The 17648-nt window shown below is 45.6% G+C and carries 14 protein-coding genes; 6 read left to right on the top strand and 8 right to left on the bottom strand.

Going from position 1 to position 17648, the window contains the following annotated elements; all coding sequences use genetic code 11:
- Nucleotides 1–5 precede the first annotated feature (5 nt).
- Entirely contained in the window at nucleotides 6–968 is a 963-nt protein-coding gene (locus H5985_RS03305) for an aminomethyltransferase family protein (protein ID WP_205049898.1), read from the bottom strand.
- A 128-nt stretch (nucleotides 969–1096) separates the two neighbouring features.
- Here H5985_RS03305 and H5985_RS03310 point away from each other — a divergent pair, with 128 nt between their 5' ends.
- From H5985_RS03310 to rng, 3 genes are read left to right on the top strand one after another with little or no spacing between them, the layout of a single operon-like run.
- Nucleotides 1097–1708 (top strand): glycerophosphodiester phosphodiesterase family protein, encoded by a 612-nt coding sequence (locus tag H5985_RS03310; protein WP_205049899.1) that lies wholly within the window; start codon nucleotides 1097–1099, stop codon nucleotides 1706–1708.
- Nucleotides 1701–1895: a hypothetical protein gene (locus H5985_RS03315; protein ID WP_205049900.1), complete on the top strand. Its 195-nt coding sequence runs from the start codon at nucleotides 1701–1703 to the stop codon at nucleotides 1893–1895. Before H5985_RS03310 ends, H5985_RS03315 begins: the two co-directional genes overlap by 8 nt.
- 45 nt (nucleotides 1896–1940) lie before the next feature.
- Entirely contained in the window at nucleotides 1941–3401 is a 1461-nt protein-coding gene (rng, locus tag H5985_RS03320; RefSeq protein ID WP_205049901.1) for a ribonuclease G, read from the top strand.
- Between the two features lie 69 nt (nucleotides 3402–3470).
- On the opposite strand, the gene H5985_RS03325 is transcribed toward rng, so the two are convergent.
- The 3 genes from H5985_RS03325 to H5985_RS03335 form a co-directional block, all read right to left on the bottom strand.
- Nucleotides 3471–4142 carry an RloB family protein gene (locus H5985_RS03325; protein ID WP_205049902.1) on the bottom strand — a complete coding sequence of 224 codons (672 nt, stop codon included), beginning with the start codon at nucleotides 4140–4142 and terminating at the stop codon, nucleotides 3471–3473.
- 4 nt (nucleotides 4143–4146) lie between these two features.
- On the bottom strand, nucleotides 4147–5433 hold the full coding sequence (locus H5985_RS03330; RefSeq protein WP_205049903.1) for an AAA family ATPase: 1287 nt from the start codon (nucleotides 5431–5433) through the stop codon (nucleotides 4147–4149).
- Nucleotides 5434–5637: 204 nt separating this feature from the next.
- On the bottom strand, nucleotides 5638–7539 hold the full coding sequence (locus H5985_RS03335; RefSeq protein WP_205049904.1) for a sensor histidine kinase: 1902 nt from the start codon (nucleotides 7537–7539) through the stop codon (nucleotides 5638–5640).
- Nucleotides 7540–7628: 89 nt separating this feature from the next.
- Here H5985_RS03335 and H5985_RS03340 point away from each other — a divergent pair, with 89 nt between their 5' ends.
- Entirely contained in the window at nucleotides 7629–9125 is a 1497-nt protein-coding gene (locus H5985_RS03340; protein WP_205049905.1) for a tyrosine-type recombinase/integrase, read from the top strand.
- A gap of 6 nt (nucleotides 9126–9131) precedes the next feature.
- Here the strand turns inward: H5985_RS03340 and H5985_RS03345 are convergent, their stop codons facing one another.
- Genes H5985_RS03345 through mltG form a run of 3 tightly spaced genes read right to left on the bottom strand, consistent with a single transcriptional unit; the run spans nucleotide 9132 to nucleotide 11883 of the window.
- Nucleotides 9132–10232, bottom strand: coding sequence for a DNA polymerase III subunit delta (locus H5985_RS03345; protein ID WP_205049906.1), 1101 nt, complete (start codon nucleotides 10230–10232; stop codon nucleotides 9132–9134).
- On the bottom strand, nucleotides 10223–10831 hold the full coding sequence (tmk, locus tag H5985_RS03350; protein ID WP_205049907.1) for a dTMP kinase: 609 nt from the start codon (nucleotides 10829–10831) through the stop codon (nucleotides 10223–10225). Before tmk ends, H5985_RS03345 begins: the two co-directional genes overlap by 10 nt.
- A gap of 5 nt (nucleotides 10832–10836) precedes the next feature.
- Nucleotides 10837–11883, bottom strand: a complete 1047-nt coding sequence (gene mltG / locus H5985_RS03355; protein WP_205049908.1) for an endolytic transglycosylase MltG — start codon at nucleotides 11881–11883, stop codon at nucleotides 10837–10839.
- A 73-nt stretch (nucleotides 11884–11956) separates the two neighbouring features.
- On the opposite strand from mltG, the gene ygfZ reads away from it, so the two are divergent.
- Together ygfZ and H5985_RS03365 are read left to right on the top strand one after the other, a co-directional pair.
- Nucleotides 11957–12865, top strand: a complete 909-nt coding sequence (gene ygfZ, locus H5985_RS03360; RefSeq protein ID WP_205049909.1) for a CAF17-like 4Fe-4S cluster assembly/insertion protein YgfZ — start codon at nucleotides 11957–11959, stop codon at nucleotides 12863–12865.
- 407 nt (nucleotides 12866–13272) lie between these two features.
- Nucleotides 13273–13494, top strand: coding sequence for a VOC family protein (locus H5985_RS03365; RefSeq protein ID WP_338124951.1), 222 nt, complete (start codon nucleotides 13273–13275; stop codon nucleotides 13492–13494).
- Nucleotides 13495–13662: 168 nt separating this feature from the next.
- Here H5985_RS03365 and H5985_RS03370 read toward each other — a convergent pair whose 3' ends face one another.
- Complete coding sequence (locus H5985_RS03370; RefSeq protein WP_205049910.1) at nucleotides 13663–17607, bottom strand: autotransporter family protein; 3945 nt, start codon at nucleotides 17605–17607, stop codon at nucleotides 13663–13665.
- Nucleotides 17608–17648: the final 41 nt, after the last annotated feature.

Here is a 17648-nt window from a genome sequence, read left to right on the forward strand (position 1 = left end):
CTTTTTTAGTCAATTCGTTCTACACGATAGGCTTGGTTTTCCGAGCCATTGACCCAAAGTAAGCTCGACGCGTCTGTTGATTGAGGGACAAAGGCCGAGCAAATCAGTTTGTCGCCTAAAAGTCCCACAAAGCCGGTTTGAGTGACAGCCTCCCCATCACCGGTCATCAGCGTCACCTCCCGGGGATCGTCAAACCAGTCAAAGGCATCATCTTGGTGAGAGGTTAAAGCGACGACCTTTTTGGGCTCCGTTGCCTTCATGCGCGCTTCGGTGAGTGCCCGGCCGATAAACATACGAGCGGGATCCGAAAAATCAATGAAGCGACTTCCATCCATGTCTGCGGGCATCATGTCCTGGGCTTGCCAGGCAAAAGTCAAGGGACGGCCTTGTGCGTAGCATAGCGACAGAGCTGATAATTCGTCGAGCATTTCAATGCCGGGATGGGTAAAGTTTTCAAATACTTTTTCTTCCCCTTGCAAAAGACTCATGTTGCCGACACGCATCACGAGCACTTCACCCTGACCGGTCTTCATCACCTGAACCTTTCCGTCAGCTAAAAGTCCGTGAGGGGTATTGGTTTGATCGGCAAACAAAAGCGCATTGGCAGTCTTGATGGTTTTGAAGTCTTCGTCAAACGCTTTGGCAACCTGGTGCATCCAAGCCAATGTATCCAACGATTGGAAAACCACTCTGAAGTGCTCATCGGCATCGGGTAAATGGGCAACCCAAACAAAATCCGTAATCAGCCCCAATGCATTGAGAATGAAGCTCTGACGCACTTCACCACGGTGAATATTTTTCACATCAACGGTGAGAAGGCGCCGCAAAAAGGCCACGCCCTGCGCATCGTTGACTTCAATTGTGTAATAAAGTGAATTGAGACCCTCGGGATCCTGAGGGCACACGTAAAGCCCCATGCCGGCTTGAGCACGAAGAGCCTTTTGTCCGCTTGATTGAATATCAGACATGGTTTAACTCGACTGAAAAAGTATTCGCAACAGGAAAATCGGTGCACATTTTAACAAAAGGGAGACTAAATATTACCTTGGCAGAAAGGCAGTCTTGCCACCTATAATTCAGACAGAAAGGATTGATTATGAAACGCTTTGTTATTCGACCCTTTATATTGGTCGCTTTGATTTTGCTCACGATTGCCTTGTGGGCAACGGCCTACTCGTATAAGTGGCACTACGGTTTAGCCTACCGGTTGGGGTTGATTGAGATCGCACCCGCCCCCTCTCTTGAAATCGGTGAAGAAAAATATATGGCTCATGCGGCAGGCGAAATTGACGGATTTCGGTACACCAATTCCCTTGAAGCGGTTCAATCGGCGATCGACTCTGGCTATCGTTTCATTGAAATGGATATGCGTCAAACGCTTGACGGTCATTATTTCGGAGCCCATTCTATTGACGACTTTAACGAAGAGACGGGCTCCAATCGCTGGATTCTCCCTCCCACGGTTAGCCAAATCAGAGAGAGCAAAATTCATGAGCTTTTCACGCCGGTTTTACTCACGGACATGGCTCCGATCCTAAAAGCTCATCCCCAACTGATGCTGGATATCGACAAGGGTGAGGATTTTGTCAAAATGATGAAGGAATGCCCCTATCCGAATCAGATGATTATCGAGACCACGACCGCCAATCGCTACATTGCTGCCCGTGCGGCAGGGTTTTCTTACGTAGCCTATTCGGGATTTGGATAAAGATTTTATTGAGGAGCTCGGGGTAAAAATTTTGGTGGTTGATAATGATATTAATCCCAAAGATCCTTTCCTTAATGAATTTTGCCGTCAAGGCGGTACGCTTTTGATCACCGGTTTTGATCATGCGCAGGATATTCCTGCTGACTTTTTAAAACTGAGAGCACTTTTTTACGTCGATCAAAAGTAGACGGTCTGCCGTCCTTTGAAGAACTGAATTAATTTCTTAAAAAATATGAACGAAGAACTTCTCATTCATTGCTCAGCCCAGGAAACCCGCGTGGCAGTCATGGTCAACGGAATTTTGGAAGACCTCCATATTGAACGTCGCGCGCAGCGAGGTTTAGTGGGCAATGTCTACAAGGGAAAAGTGATGCGGGTGCTCCCCGGCATGCAATCGGCCTTTATCGATATTGGTCTCGAGCGCACGGCGTTTTTACACGTTCATGATATTTATACGGCCCGCCAGGATGACGGTTCCTATAAACCCATTGAATATCTGCTCCATGAAGGAGAGTCTGTCATCGTTCAGGTTTCCAAAGATCCGATCGGTACGAAAGGCGCAAGACTTACAACCACCATTTCGCTTGCCGGCCACAAATTGGTCTATTTGCCCAAAGAGCCCCATATCGGTGTGTCTCAACGAATTGAAGATGAAGTTGAGCGCGACAGACTCAAAGCCCTCATTACAGCCGTGAGACCCGAGAGCGAAAAAGGCGGCTACATTGTGAGAACCTGTGCCGAAGGGGCCACAAGCGAAGACTTTCTCACCGATATGGAATATCTTGGCAGACTCTGGAAGCAGATCGCCGAGAAAATAACGGTAACAGCTGCTCCCGGTATTTTGTACCAGGACCTCTACCTTGAAGAGCGTGCCCTTCGTGATATGGTCAATGAAAACACCACTCGAGTGCTTGTCGATGCTTGGGATGACAATATCGATAAACTCAAAACCTTTGCTCAAACCTTTGTGCCGACCGTGACCGATAAGTTGGAAATGTATACGGCCGAAACGCCGCTATTTGAGCAGTACGGCATCGAAAGCGAAATTGAAAAGGCGCTTTCCCGCCGAGTAGATCTGAAGTCCGGCGGTTATCTCATTTTCGATCAAAACGAAGCCATGTCCACAATTGACGTGAATACCGGTGCTTATGTCGGAAAGCGCGATTTCGGCGACACGGTTTTCAAAACAAATCTTGAAGCCGCGCGAGTCATTGCCCGTCAATTAAGACTTCGCAATTTGGGCGGCATCATCATTATTGATTTCATCGATATGGAAAAAGACTCACACAGGGCGGCAGTCTTAGCTGAACTGCAAAAGGCAGTTTCAACCGACCGGGTGCACATCACGATGAGCAACTTTACCGAACTCGGGCTCATTGAGATGACGAGAAAGCGCACGCGCGATTCACTCGGACATATTCTCTGCGAGCCCTGCCCCTTGTGCGGCGGACGAGGCGAAATTAAAACTGCCCGAACCGTGTGCTATGAAATTTTGCGTGAAGTCTTAAGAGAATGGCGTCAATACCCGGGCATCAAAGAATTTGCCATTATTGCCAGTCAAACCGTCATCGACCTCTTTTTGGAAGATGAGGCCGAGGCGCTCAATCTTTTGCAGGATTTCATCAATTGCCCGGTGAGACTTCAGGTTGAAAGCTGCTACAGCCCGGAGCAGTATGACATCACGTTCAATTAAAAAAGCACTCTAAAAAATTAAACCGGTTTGTTTCAGAGAGACAATCCGGTTTACTTAATGGCGAGCCGATCAACCCGTTTCAGATTGGAGCAACGCTTTAACACTCAGATGAACGTTTGTACAGATATCTCCTTTCTGCCGGCTATCATCTGCAAGCAATTTTTCCGCTCTTTTTACGGCTAAAAAAATTTGATCCTTTGTTTTGTCAAACATTGTCGACATCGGTTTAACATAATCCGGGACATATCGTTTTAAACGCTCAATAGAATCTAGTGGAAGCATTTTTTGTGGGTACAAATACTCGAAATGGAGTAGGAACCACAATTCAAAATTCGGAATAGAGTCAACCGCTGTAAACTCAATATTCTGTTTTTCCTGTGTCCGGTACTTCCCTGATAGCTCTTTAATTCTCTTGATTGCGGTAATTCGAGCTAATGGATCATTATCCTCATCAAACACAACGAAGACTTTTTCAAATGCCTTCGGAGGGAAAAGCAGTCTTTGATTATTAGTAAAACCATTCAGAAGCAAGGATTCCGCGTAATCAACTATATTTTTAGGAGAGGTGCCTTTTCCTGACGGCATTACCCTACATTCAACAGCAGGGATACGATAATACCGTCGGAGAGCCTCAAAATAGGCTCTTTCAGTTTCTCCTTCGGTAATAATAAGAATGCGATCCCTGGTCGGTCGTTTCCCTGCATTGCGTCTATCCAAAGAATGGTGTCTCTTTTTTGCCATATATCTATCCTGCGTTATTCAACCGATCAATAAAAGGAATTGCATCAAATCTACCTCTACGATAGCCGTCTCGTACCGATTCATTTTTTCTGACTTTAAAGTCAAGCAACGAATACACATTTGAAGATTGTGTTTCATTTTTTGAAATAAACCAAACCTGATCGCGTCGCAAAAGCGGAACCTGTTGGGGCGATGAAGTTTGATTTTCCAGCAACCCGTCACAATGCGTTGTAAAAATCAGTTGAGATCCTTCCTCCTGATCAGGAATGGTCTCAAAAGCCTGAATCAATTTTTCTACCAATTTAGGGTGCAGACTGTTATCAAGCTCATCAAACAAAATAGTGACGTGCTTGTTCAAAATATCCAAAATCGGACCCGCTAAAAAGAAGAATTTTTGTGTACCTAGAGACTCTTGCTCTAAATTTAAAAAACGGATACCGGAATCGGTTTTGTGGCCCAATGACACAAAGTCGTGATCGATCTCTTGGTCGATCACCTGCACTTGATTGTCCCCGTCAATTGTGATGTTTTTATTGGGAATTTTTTTTGTCAGCAAGCGAATATCATCAATTGAAAAATCCGCAGATTGCATGAGCTTAATGATCGCATCTTTGGCCTTGCCCAATTTAATTTGGTTGACCGTAAAGTTTTGATTCAGACGTTCCAGGTCATTAATAACAACCAATTGATCTTTAAACCAGTCGTAGATCGGTTTGAGCTGAACATTATTCAAGGCAACAGCGGTACTTAAGTACAACACAGAATCCCGGGTCATCTTTTCCCACGTCTTTTTGCTGCCTTTAAAAAATGTACTGTATGTGTACTCATATTGCCCGGTTTGAGAATTCCATATACGGTTAAACCAGGTTTGGGCAACCTTTTGAGGGTAGGATAAAAGGTACTCTTCAATCACCCGTCCATTCAAAAGACTGAAACCGTATTGGTATCGAACCTTATCGACCAAAATAGTAATCTCAAAAGATGAGGGTTTGGTTGCAGACTCAGTGTCAAACAAAAAGGTGCTGTATGCTGCATTCAAAACAGAAAGAGGATTCGTAACTGTTTGAAGAACGTAACCCCTCATAAATTGAATGGCTTTGAGCAGATTTGATTTTCCGCTTGCGTTAGCACCATAAATTGCTGCTGTTTTCAAAACCGGAGGGATATTTTCTACACCTGTCTTAAAAGCATGCGTATCGAGACCCTCTTCGTGTCTGGGATAAGCCGACATTGAAAAGATTTGTTGATCACGAAAACTTCGATAGTTCGAAACACGAAATTCAAGTAACATAACTACCCCAATTAAATTTGATTTTATGAAGAAAATCTTCGTAAACCGCTATATGATTTTACATTTGTTGGGGTTTGTTGACAATTTTGAAAAGAAAAATTCCAGTGTTAATTGTGATTTGATTATCCAAAATGATCAACTGTATCGATTGGATTTGAAATAAGGAAATCAGCAGTGGGGCTTTTTTCAAAGCCCCGAAATAAGTTAAAGCTTCTTAAGTTTTTCTTCAATTGGCACGTATTTTTGAAGTTCAATCGTCACAATCACGCCTCGTCCCGGATTGGGTTCTGCCCAGACTCGGCCCGCGTGACGCTCTGCCAGAGAACTCACAATTGAAAGCCCCAGGCCCAAACCATGAGCTTTAGTCGTTTCCAATTTTTGGAAGAACTGCTTGGTAAATTCCTCATCGACATGTTTGGCGTTATCAATCACCCGAATCCACCAGGTATCTTCATGATCTTCAATGCGGATTCGAATGAGGTCTTCGGAGGTGTCACGCATGGCAGGATGCACTTCGGTGAAAGCGTCGGCCGAGTTCTTCAAAAGATTTAAAATCGCCAATTCCAATTCCCAATCATCGGCTTCGATGGGGGCTTTTTGCACCCCTTCAACGACCACCGGTACAGTGGTACGGCCGGACTTTTCAAACGTGGCCACGGTCTTGGCAACAATATCGCGAATGTCGTGCTCTTCACGTTTGACTTCATGGGGTTTGGCGTAACTTCTGACGTGATCGACAATATCATTGGCACGCTCAGTGTGATACTCAATCTCTTTGAGAATACGAATAACGGTGTCTTTGTCAGCCGTCCCCTTTTCAATACGACGCAAAAGTCCTCGCGAATAATTGGAGACCGTTGCCAAAGGTTGCTTTAATTCATGGGCAATCATGCTCGACATCTGTCCCACAATACCCGTGCGCTCAAGCCTCGAAATATATTCGTTTGTCTGCTCCTGCTGCTTAGAGATCCGGTCTTTTTCAGCAAGTGCTTTTTTCAGAGCCTTCGTGCGCGAGGCGACTTCAACTGAAATGATGAGGTTATAGAAAAAGCCCGCCACAATTAAGAAAATGGCGGTAATAAAAATCGTGCGGTTTTCGCTTAAAGTTCGATAAATTGCCGAATACGTTACGTTGTTATAAGGGCCGATTCTCAAGTGGTACATCAGGTCATAGAGCGCACGTGTGTTTTCCGGCATGCTCCAGGTTGCACCGTAGGGAAGCTTAATTCCCAATAAAGCATTGGTCATTTCAAGAATATAGTTACTGTCGACGCCATTGCGGTAAGAAACCATAAGACTCGGGTACGCATTAGTTGAGTGCTGACAGGCAAGGTCGGAGACCGGCTGCGGATTGATGACTCTGAAATCACTTAAGTGCGCCTTATTTTGAATCATCGCGACTTCAATGAAGCACGCAGGAACAATTCCCACGTCAGCATTGCCCGTTTTCACGGCATTGAGCACTTCAAGCGGATCACGGTTAGAAGTAAAGGCGATGTTTTTAAAGGCGGCCTGCCAGGAAAGATTTTTTTGGACAAAGGGCTCTTTAGCAACGGTAAAACCGGCAAAGGATTCTTCGGCGGTACCGGCTACGCGATAGGAGCCCGTCGCAATATCGGTAAGCGTATAAATTTTGGTACTGTCACTTGACACCACAATTGTTGAGGCGGTTGAATAGCTAGGCGACTTCGCCTGAGGACGCCAAAGCATCGCTATGGCTTTGACTTTATCTTCAAAGGCCAGATCAGCATAGAAGTCCGATTCACTGATGACAAAATCAATCTCATTGTCAACTAGCATAGACGCTATTGCGTCGCGATCAAGAAACTTGAGCACTAAAAACTTATCGGCTCCTCGCACCGTTTTATCAATTGCGTCAATCGTCGCTTTAAAGTAGGTACGCTGCATGTACGGATCAATCTGGGTGTCAATTGCCACAACAACCTGATTGGAATTGATGCGCGAGCCGTCAATAATTTGTTTGACAGGACTGGTGAGGGTCTGCCTCAAAATGGAGTTGTGATCACCCATGATGAGTGATTCCACACCCATCGCAGAAAAGATCACGACCATGATGGCCACACAGGTAATCAGAAACCGACGCATAAGAAAAAACGCTATTTTTGTTTTGACAAACAACAATATTAAATAAAATCAACCTACAATAACAATCATTATTCAACATAAGTTTGCGTATGGACAGTCTTTTTCTCGATCAAATGCCCGCCAAAGTCACCTCCCAAACCATGCTGGTGGAGGTTTTTAATGAAAAGCTGGCTTTTAAAGCTCTGCAAAACCGCTGTGTAAGAGTCTCTGACCTCACCAAACTCGTTAAAAAGAACGAATTGGGAAAAGTTTTCGACACTGAAGAAGAAAAAGAAGCAATCAGCAAGTGGCTCCTCGATAACGGTCTGATCAGACAAAGTAAAAAGGCTGATACCAAAACTGAGACGGATGATTCTTTTTCCTACCCGTCTAATCCTCGGATTAAACCGCTTGAGAAATTGACGCTTTCATTAGGATTGGATGGTAAAACAGGTTCTAATCGCGGCAACGATGCCATGAAAAGTCTTGAAGCAACCGACGATCTCTCGGCGGTAAAGACCTGGTTATCGGCTCGTGCGGGTAACGCCAATACTCAAGGTGTCTACCGTAAAGAAGCCGAACGGTTTTTGCTTTGGTGCACCGTTGAAAAAGAAATTGCCATGAGTTCAGTCGGTGTGACGGAGGCCTCGGACTATCTCAGATGGCTCGAAGAGTTGGGAAGACTTGCCGAAAGCGATTGGGCCAAACGCTGGCACTGTCCGCAGCACGACTGGATCGGTGCCAAAAACACGCCGCGCGAAAATGAAAATTGGAGACCTTTTAACGGACCACTTTCGCATACATCACGCAAAATGTCCGTGACGGTTGTGCGCCAGTTATTCAATTTTTTAAAGAAAACGGGCTATATCCTCTATAACCCCTTCGATCAAATCTCTACCAAAGTGCCCTATCTTGAAGGCGAAGGAGCCCCGAAGGCCTTTGCGGACCGGTCTTTCACCGAAGAGCAATGGCAGTTTATTTATGACTATTTTGAGTCAATGGACGATGATGAGCGACACGCAAGGCTTGCCGTTATTTTGATGTTGGGGAAAGGTCTGGGCCTTCGGGCAAGCGAAATGCTTCAGGCAAGGGCCTCGTGGATTGCCCGCCGGCGCATCGACAATGACAGCATTACCGTTATTGAAGTCGTGGGTAAAGGCGATAAAGTGAGACGCTTACCACTCAAAGACGAGCAGCTTGCCCTCATTAATCATTATCTTGCCTTTCGGTCGCTCCCGGGATTGGGCATCGTCGATGAGGACACTCCCCTTTTGGCTTCTTTAGGACGAGGCAGAAAAACCGAGCTGCGGCCGGGGCAGGCTAAACGCACGGCTTTAAGTCGCTCAGGACTCTATAGGACACTCGAAGAATTTTTAGCCGCAGTCGCTGCCCATGTTGAAAGCGAGCATCCGCTGGACGCAGCAAAATTTCGGGCCAGTTCCACGCACTGGTTAAGGCATACGTTTGCCACCACGGCTCTGAAAGAAATGCCAGTTAATGTGGTACAAAACGCCATGGGCCACGCAAGCGTCGGCACCACGAGCCGCTACCTCACGCCCGAAGAAAGTGAAGTGGCCCGCGCGATGAGAAAACTCAAAGCCATGTAGCTGCAATCAATCGAAATTTTGATTGGCCATCGTTTTGCGATAGCGCAAAATCGCCTGTTCAATGATCAGTTGAGCGTTTAAGGGGTGTGTGACCACACGCCTCATGGCTTTAAGGCTGTCGTTATATTTAAAGAGTTTGTCAGCATCCACCGTTGCCACGAGCTGCTTCATCTGCGGAGAATAGGCCGGAAAATAATGTGGTTCAAGTCCGGTTTTGACCGCTAAAAGATCGTAGCTCCAGCGCTCAAGTACCGGTAAAACCGCAGAGACCGGCAAAGCGGTGCGTCCCTCTTTAACCGCAATTTTGGTGGGGTCAATTCGAGAGCCTTGAGAAAGGGTCTTCAAAAGCGCCAGACGAATCTCGGGGGCCATCGTAGTGAGTGTCAACAGTTGCTCGCGCGTTTTGGCGTCAATTTCTGTGTTTTGACGGATGGCTTCTTCATCGGTCACAAGACAAGGCCTTTCTGCAGCTCGGGCAAGCGCTTCTTCAGCATCACGAATGCCACGTGCTTTAAGCCAAGACAAAGCCTCTTCGTGCGTCGGCGCCTTGGCTCTTAAAAGTCTGCAGCGCGAGCGAATCGTGGGCAGCACCCGATCAATATCGTCTGCAACAAGCAAAAAGGTCGTTCTCTCAGGTGGTTCTTCCAAACTTTTTAAAAACGTTGCGGCAGCATCAGCTCGGATGGCGTCCGCCGGATACACCACAATAATTCGGCGTCCGTTTTCAATGTGTGGGGCAAGATTTAAAAAGTCCGTCAATTCTCGAGGCTGATGAATGAGAATTTCCCGATAAATCTTTCTGTCTTTTGAGGCGTTGGACGGCGGCTCAAAAGGAATCCCTCGAGGGATAGCCTCCGCTTCGCTTACCACATAGCGCAAATCCGGATGCGTAAAAGCATTGGCCATTTTGCAGCCTTTGCACTCTCCGCAAGGCGTGCCGTCGCGGTGGGGGTGTTCACAAAAAAGGCTTTTGGCATAGGCAACCACTAAGTCAATGGTGCCGATGCCACGCGGTCCGTAAATCAAAAGGCCGTTGGGGAGATTATTGCGAAAACTCACGAGTTCTCGAGCTAACTCCTCTTGCCAAGGGTAAACGGCTAAGCCCATGTTGAGAACTCCTTGCGCAGAATGTCACTCACCGTCTCTTTATCCTGCATGCTGTTGACAATAAGAAAACGATCGGGCGACTGTTTGGCGCGTGTCAAATAGGCGTTTCTCACCCGTGTGAAAAAATCGAGATTTTCTTTTTCAAATCGATCAAGGTTTCTGGCTTGAGCCACTCGCTTGGCAGCTACCTCGGGTTCAATATCAAAAAGCACCGTGCGATCGGGCTGAAGGTCACCGTGCGTCCAACGCTCGAGCTCTTCGACTTTTTCAGCCGGGAATCCTCTGCCTCCGACCTGATAGGCGTAGGTTGCATCGGTAAAACGATCGCTTAAAACCCAGGCACCGCGCTCCAATGCCGGACGGATGACCTGAGCGATATGTTCGGCGCGGGAAGCAAAGAAAAGAAGCGTCTCTGTTGCCGGATCCATCGATACAGATAAAAGTTCTTTGCGAATCACTTCACCTAAGGGCGTTCCGCCCGGCTCTCGCGTACGGATGACCTCCAGCCCACGAGCCTTAAGCGTTGCCTCAATCACATCAATCTGCGTACTTTTCCCGGCTCCGTCAATGCCTTCAAAAGTGATAAAGCGCCCTCGCATAATCTTTAGTGTCCTTTATTGAGAATGTAGCGGCGCACGGCACGGTTGTGTTCGGCCAAGGTCTTACTGGGAACCAAGTCACCGTTTGCCTTATTGATAAAATAGAGATAGTCGGTTTTTGCCGGATGAAGCACCGCATGAATACTTTCACGCGTAGGATTGCCGATCGGCGTAGGTGGCAATCCGACAAACCGATACGTATTGTAAGGCGTATCTTTTCTTAAATGCTCACGCTTGATGTCTCCTCCAAAGGTCTCCCCTTCACCATAGATAACGGAGGGGTCCGTTTGAAGCGGCATTTTGATTCTCAGGCGATTGGAGAAAATCCCGGACACAATGGCACGATCTTCGCTTCGGCCGACTTCACGCTCGACGATACTGGCCAAAATCAACGCTTCGTACGGCGTTTTAACCTGGCAGTCTGCTGAACGGTTCGTCCACTCTTCTGTGAGAATGGCTTGCTGATGCTCGTAGGCTTTTTTAAGAATCGTGAGATCCGAAACATTGGCATGAAAATTATAGGTATCGGGTGCAAAGAGGCCTTCAAGGTGTTGTTCCTTCGCACCGATCGCAAATAAAAGCGCTTCCGCTGTCATCTGAGCCGAATCATGCTTAATCCCTTGCATGGCATTTAAGCTCTTTCTCACTTCCCAATACGTTGACCCGTCAGGAATACGCCAGGAGAAAAGATAAGCTTCGCCTTTTGCCAAGCGATCCGTGATACTGGAAACGGTATCATCAGGGAACACCTGATACAAACCGGCATGAAGGTTTTTGTGGGCTCCCGTAATTCTCAAGGACAGTTTGAAATAAAAATCATTGACTTCAACACCGGCTTTTTCAAGGATAGCCGGGATGCGTGAGGCCGGTGTGCCGGGCGGAACATTAAAAGTGATTTCTTTTTTGGCGAGCGCCTCATCGGTAAAACTGATTTGATTGGCACTGATAATAAAAAGATCAATGACAGCCAAAGCAGCGACAGCACCGATAATCCAGGCTCGTTTGTTCGGGCGATTGAGCGTTTTAAAAAAGTCCTTATTAAACCTAAACATGTAGAGAAAATTCGCACTATTTTTTTGAAGCCTTCATAATATCAGCCTGCATTGAATTTTGGAGTAGTTGCTCATGGAAAATCACAATTTCGGCTCTTTTAAGACCTCAGTTATTAATGCTGAAAAAACGTGTTCTCTTTTAAAGTCACTTTCTGTTTTAGAAGTATCCGGTGCAGATGCCGAGACTTTTTTACATGGGCAATTTACCAATCACATAAAAAATTTGGGTGATGCTTTCCGTTTGGCAGCCTATTGTCAGCCTCAGGGAAGAATACTGGCGCTCATGCGTGTTTTTAAAAAGGATGATCGCTACTATCTGATCATTCCTTGTGATCTGGTAGCCGGTTTTGTCAAACGTCTCTCTATGTTTATTTTGAGAAGCAAGGTGCAAATTCGTGTTGCGGATGATTTTTCCGTTATCGGTCTTGTCAATCCTGAAATCACTCTTCCCGAAACCGATCATGTTCTTCATGACGGAGAAATGACGGTTGCTCGTGTCGCCGATTGGGGAAGTCAAAAACGCGCGGTGGTTATCGGTAAAACCTCACATGTGACCGATCGTTTTCAGCCGGAGACGGACGAAGATATCTGGTTTACCAGTGAAATCGAAACGGGCACGCCTTGGGTATTTAAGAAAACAAAAGAAGCCTTTATTCCTCAATGGATCAATCTGGAATTAGTGGGCGGCCTTGTCTTTGATAAAGGGTGCTATCCGGGTCAGGAAATTATTTCCCGTATGCAGCATATCGGCTCCACTCCCCGCCGGATGATTCTGATTGAAAGTGAGAAAGCTCTCGAACTGTTACCCGGTGACGATGTGTTTGAGGCCGAGACTGCCGTGGGTAAGGTGGTGATTAGTTCGATCATTGATAAACGAACCGAAACGCTTGCCTCGGTTTCAGTAAAGAGTCTTGAAAAAGGAAGTTTTTTAGCTAAGAGCGTTGAATTTAATCTCAAAGCCCTTCCCTATTCTCTTTCTTAAGAATCGAATAGAAGAAGACTTCCTGAAAGGTTCTTTTACTTCTTAGGTTTTATTGTTGAATAATATTAAATTAATATAAAAATAATATTAATTTAATACCTTAAATTAAAATCTCAAGCGTTATCTTTTTAAAGCAACGCTTGGGATGATACGAAAAGACTAAGTTAATTACTTAACCGTGCAACGGATGTCTATTGCCTGACCGTCGGAGCTCTTCGCACCGGGTTTGACACCGCGGAAAGCGTTTTCAGTCGACCCTAACATACTTGATAGGCCGGATCCGCCTCGCCTCTGTAATATGTCATTGACTCTCATTACTTGATCAAAAGGTGTCAACTTTTTTCAGGACAAGTCATAATATTTCGGATTGGATATACACTTAAAAGGAAGATTTTTTGTAAATTATGATGAGTTCTTTTAAGCTTAGACACATCGATCATTTTGTATTTACCGTCAAAGACGTAGAACGTTCGATCCGGTTTTACAGAGACATCCTTGGCTGTCCATTAATTAGCTTTGGTAACGGAAGACAAGCTGTGAAGATCGGTCAGTCAAAAATAAATTTTCATCGTGCCGACTCCCCTATCGCTCCTCATGCTCAAACCCCTGGTCCCGGCAGTGCAGATTGAATTAGGTCCTATGAAAAGAACCGGAGCTAGAGGAAAAATTTTATCGGTCTATTTGCGAGATCCGGACGGCAATCTCATTGAAATTGGATCGTACAATTTTTGACTTTGTTCAGAAACAAAGACCTCGGGGATTGAACCGAGGCCTTTGAATTAAAGAGTGTTTAATGATCAGAATTGATAACGAACACCGATCGAGCCTTCACGTTCGTTGTAATTGTCGTTGCCGAAGGAAGCACCGACTCTACCCCAAACAGAGAGGCTGTCCGTTACACGCCAATCAACACCAATTCGACCTTCGCCTTGGTTACGGGAACCCGCTTGGTCCACCGTGAGACCGGAAATCGTCGCACCGTACTCTTGCGTGTTATGTACCCAGTTGGCTTCAACAAATGCGTTGAAATTGTTGTTGCCCTCTTGACTTAAGATCGCACGAGCACCTAAACGTGTGCGAACGTTATTTTCACCTTCAAACTTCACGTCCTGTGCGTCGTTGTGTATTTCGTCATATTGCATACCGAACCACGTCACAGATGCATGAGGTTCAACTGTGAAGTTCGCCACTTTACCGTTCTTCGTGGCGACGCTACCGACCTTAAAGCCCCAACCGGCTTCCAACGAGGCTGAGAGGCCTTGGCCTTTAACGTCTTCGGTGTTTTGATCGACACCCGTGACGTCACTGTTGGCATGCGTAAACATCACCCAACCGTCAACATAGGGTCCTGTTTGACCGTCAGAGTTGGCTTTCCATCCGGCATAAGCACCCACACCCCAAGCATCCGTCTCGGCCTTAGAGTGGAGATGCGTTACCTTTGAGCGAGACTTCGTATCCATGGTACCGTAACCGCCCATGAGACCGGCATAAGCAAGACCCGAGTCACCTGTTGTGAACTGCACGAGATCACCACCCAACATCGTGGTATTGGAGGTTGTACGCATTCTCAATTGAGCCGTAGAATCCCGATAACGTTCATGACTCATCGTGTGATGCATCCACAACGACGTTGTTTGTTTTTCACCCGTCATCGGATTGATCCAATCACGGTTGCCCACTCGGTCATGCAAGGACAGATCAAACAATTGAGCTGCGTAGGCAATGCCGATGTAAGAACCGGCTGTTACTGTAGTGTTTCGAATCTGTTCCGGTCCGGAAACACTATCTAAGAAATAGTCCGTTCCGGAACCGCCTTCAGCAGCATTGGCTACGAGTTCATAATCGTAACCTCCGCTGGTAATAGCAGTTAAGCCATTAGCCAAGGCAAATGAAGCGTCTCCCTTACCCACTTCAATGACTTTGATCTTTTCTTCGGCGCCTTTATTTAAATCTTTCGATGTGACTTGAACGAAATGCTCTCCGCTTGCCTGATCAATATGTAAACCGGCCTTTCCGTCAACCAGTTCTTCTTGCGAACCTTCGCCGAATGCAACAGACATATTAAACGTTGCCCCGCTGCCGGAAAGCTTTGCAATATTGACCTTGCCGTTAACATCAACAGTAGTCCCTTTTTGTACCGCTAAATTATTCAGAGAATCACCATTGTCAAGAATCACTCCTCCTTGATTCAGGCTTAGATTAAAGTCTGACAGATTTTGTGCAAAATCAATGACATTCGCACCCGTCTTAATAAAGCGACTCGTTTTATCCGTTATGAAATTCACTTCAAGTAATTCAGATTCTCGAGTTAGAGCTCCATGATATGTCAATTGTGAATTGACTAAGTTGATGGTGCCATTACCTGACAACTCCCCAAAGATATTACTGTTATCACTATCAGTAATCGTCATAACAGCGTCGGCATCAATAGCCATTGCGCCATTATCCTGAAGAGACAACCCACCGATGTTTTGACTGCCATTGACCAATAATGTCGCCGCACCGTCGGTTGTTCCAACAATCACATTTTCAGATTGACCTAGCGTTCCGGCATTAGCAACCAAAGTAACATTTCCATCTAGCGTAGTGGTACCCGTGTAGCTGTTATTACCGCTCAGGATAACTTTGTTGTCTCCGGTAAAACGAACGGAGCCACCTTCTTTCCCTTTATTGACGATGTCGGCACTGATTACGTCGCCGTTGACAGCATTCGTTGTTTCAAATACAGCTTCAACTCCATCATAGATAGCTACTTGAGTGACGGTGTTATACGCTAAACCGATTTCGTCTCCCGAGGCTTGAAGCGATACACCGGTCGTAATATCCGCGATATCTTTGTAATCAACGACTGCTGTTGCTGAATGACCGCTGACATTATCAAGCTGCATGGCGGCTTTAGCCTCATTGGCGTCACTACCGATATTGTCGATTAAAACTAAATTCAAATCGATCTCGTCATCGACTCGTACAGCCTCCATTAAAGTCCCGCCTGTATAAGCTTGATCAACTTTCACATCAGAATCGACGGTAACTTTGATTTTGGTATCTTGAGCATCGACAACCTCAACGGAATGCTTATTCATGTCAATAGCATTGGCACTCACTCCCTCAGTCACGAAGTTGCCCCGTCCTTGAGAGAAATCAATGCTGCTGCCACCCGCCAGCGTCAAATCTCCTCCCATCGTCTGCGATCCATCCATGACTAATGTAGAAGATTGGCCGACATATAACCCATTTTGAGAGGCTAAGTCAGAGTTGGCGTTTTCTTTATGATTAGAGCCGATCTCAAATGTTGCATTGTCAAAGCGTAAAGTACCTTTGAACTCTGAAGTCACTTTTTCAATATTGAGCTTTTGATTTTCACCGTTAAACAAAAGTCCTAATGTGCCCAGGCCTTTAATCTCTTCAAGGTTGTATTGATCTTGACCCGTTTTAATTTCATAGAAGATAGAAGAATCAGAGTCCATTGAGACCTTATCCAAGCTATCCACACGGCGAACAATTGTTGAGTCAGCTAAAGTTAAATCTTGTTTATCCGACAGACCGAATGTTCCGGTAATACTCTTAAATTTGAAAGAATCAATATTTTCAAACTTAAAAGGTTTATCGATTTCTACCGATTGATCAGTATTGTTTACATCGAAGTCGTCAAAAACAACTGAATTACCGACCGTTCCTTGAATAGATTGACGGTAGTTTGGTGTTGAATTCAAGTCTGTTGTGTTATTGAGAGTCAGCGCAACTTTGTCTCCCAAAGAAATCAATCCGGTAAAACTTTCAAGGTTACCGAGGGTGCTGTTGGTCAGGAGCGTTGCGGTTCCATCATCATGAAGATTTTGCAATAAGAAACCACCGGTACCGGCAAACTGCATTTCAGCGCCGAGTTTGACTTTCAGCGTTCCGGTAAAATCATCAAATAATTTAGATGCTTCAGAAAACAGAAGTGTTCCCTCGGTTAACGTTAAAGTGCCGGCCCCTTGAAGGTGTCCGTCTCCGATTGTTGCATTTTTTACAACGGATTGGTCAGAGCGCAGATAAGTAGTATTGAGAGCTAGTTCAAGTTCGCTGCCGGCATTTAATTCGATACGGCTTCCGTGAGAAAGAACGAGTCCGTTTAACTTTTGAGTGCCTTGATTAACCATTTTGTATGTAGAATTTTCTCCAAGCAAAAGGGCGACACCGCCTTGACCTAAGGCTCCGGACAACGCTTCTAATGTCAGATTTGAATCGACATCAACCAGTCCGTTAAAGTCATTTCGAGAATCCGAAAACCGCACAGTGTCTTTCTCTTTGTCCCCGTGAATTTCAATAATTCCGTTACCGATAATGTTTGCACTTAATGTATTGTCAGTAGCTTGAGTTAAATTAATTTCCAAGGCATGATCAACTTTCTCGTGACCCAATAACTCCAATTGGTTTAAGGAATAACCGACATAAACATCACCCTGAGTTTCACCATTTTCTTTAATTTGTTCTTTAGCGATGTTATAACCCCAAGTGGCTACAGCCGCTTTTTGGCCGGTCACTGAATTAAACAGATCATAATTTTTTGTGTGATGGCTATTCTCATCGAAACCACCTTCTTCATTGCGGGTGACCAAATGAATCCGATCATTTTCACCTAAGATGTGATCGGCCTGAATGATAACTTGCTTATGGGGAGAATCATCGTAATCGAGAACGGATCCTCCCAATTGGACATTGCCTACTTTATCAATATTGAGATATTTCGTCGGATCCAAAAAGATGTAACCCGGTCCATCTAAATGAAGTTCATGAACGG

This window comes from Parasutterella secunda (assembly GCF_016901835.1).
In the GTDB taxonomy this organism is placed as follows: Bacteria; Pseudomonadota; Gammaproteobacteria; order Burkholderiales; family Burkholderiaceae_F; genus Aphodousia; species Aphodousia faecavium.

Excerpts from the sequence above, each read along its gene's own strand:
- H5985_RS03305 (WP_205049898.1), bottom strand. The coding sequence starts at position 968 with ATGTCTGATATTCAATCAAGCGGACAAAAGGCTCTTCGTGCTCAAGCC.
- H5985_RS03310 (WP_205049899.1), top strand. The coding sequence starts at position 1,097 with ATGAAACGCTTTGTTATTCGACCCTTTATATTGGTCGCTTTGATTTTG.
- rng (WP_205049901.1), top strand. The coding sequence starts at position 1,941 with ATGAACGAAGAACTTCTCATTCATTGCTCAGCCCAGGAAACCCGCGTG.
- H5985_RS03325 (WP_205049902.1), bottom strand. The coding sequence starts at position 4,142 with ATGGCAAAAAAGAGACACCATTCTTTGGATAGACGCAATGCAGGGAAA.
- H5985_RS03330 (WP_205049903.1), bottom strand. The coding sequence starts at position 5,433 with ATGTTACTTGAATTTCGTGTTTCGAACTATCGAAGTTTTCGTGATCAA.
- H5985_RS03335 (WP_205049904.1), bottom strand. The coding sequence starts at position 7,539 with ATGCGTCGGTTTCTGATTACCTGTGTGGCCATCATGGTCGTGATCTTT.
- H5985_RS03340 (WP_205049905.1), top strand. The coding sequence starts at position 7,629 with ATGGACAGTCTTTTTCTCGATCAAATGCCCGCCAAAGTCACCTCCCAA.
- H5985_RS03345 (WP_205049906.1), bottom strand. The coding sequence starts at position 10,232 with ATGGGCTTAGCCGTTTACCCTTGGCAAGAGGAGTTAGCTCGAGAACTC.
- tmk (WP_205049907.1), bottom strand. The coding sequence starts at position 10,831 with ATGCGAGGGCGCTTTATCACTTTTGAAGGCATTGACGGAGCCGGGAAA.
- mltG (WP_205049908.1), bottom strand. The coding sequence starts at position 11,883 with ATGTTTAGGTTTAATAAGGACTTTTTTAAAACGCTCAATCGCCCGAAC.
- ygfZ (WP_205049909.1), top strand. The coding sequence starts at position 11,957 with ATGGAAAATCACAATTTCGGCTCTTTTAAGACCTCAGTTATTAATGCT.
- H5985_RS03365 (WP_338124951.1), top strand. The coding sequence starts at position 13,273 with ATGAGTTCTTTTAAGCTTAGACACATCGATCATTTTGTATTTACCGTC.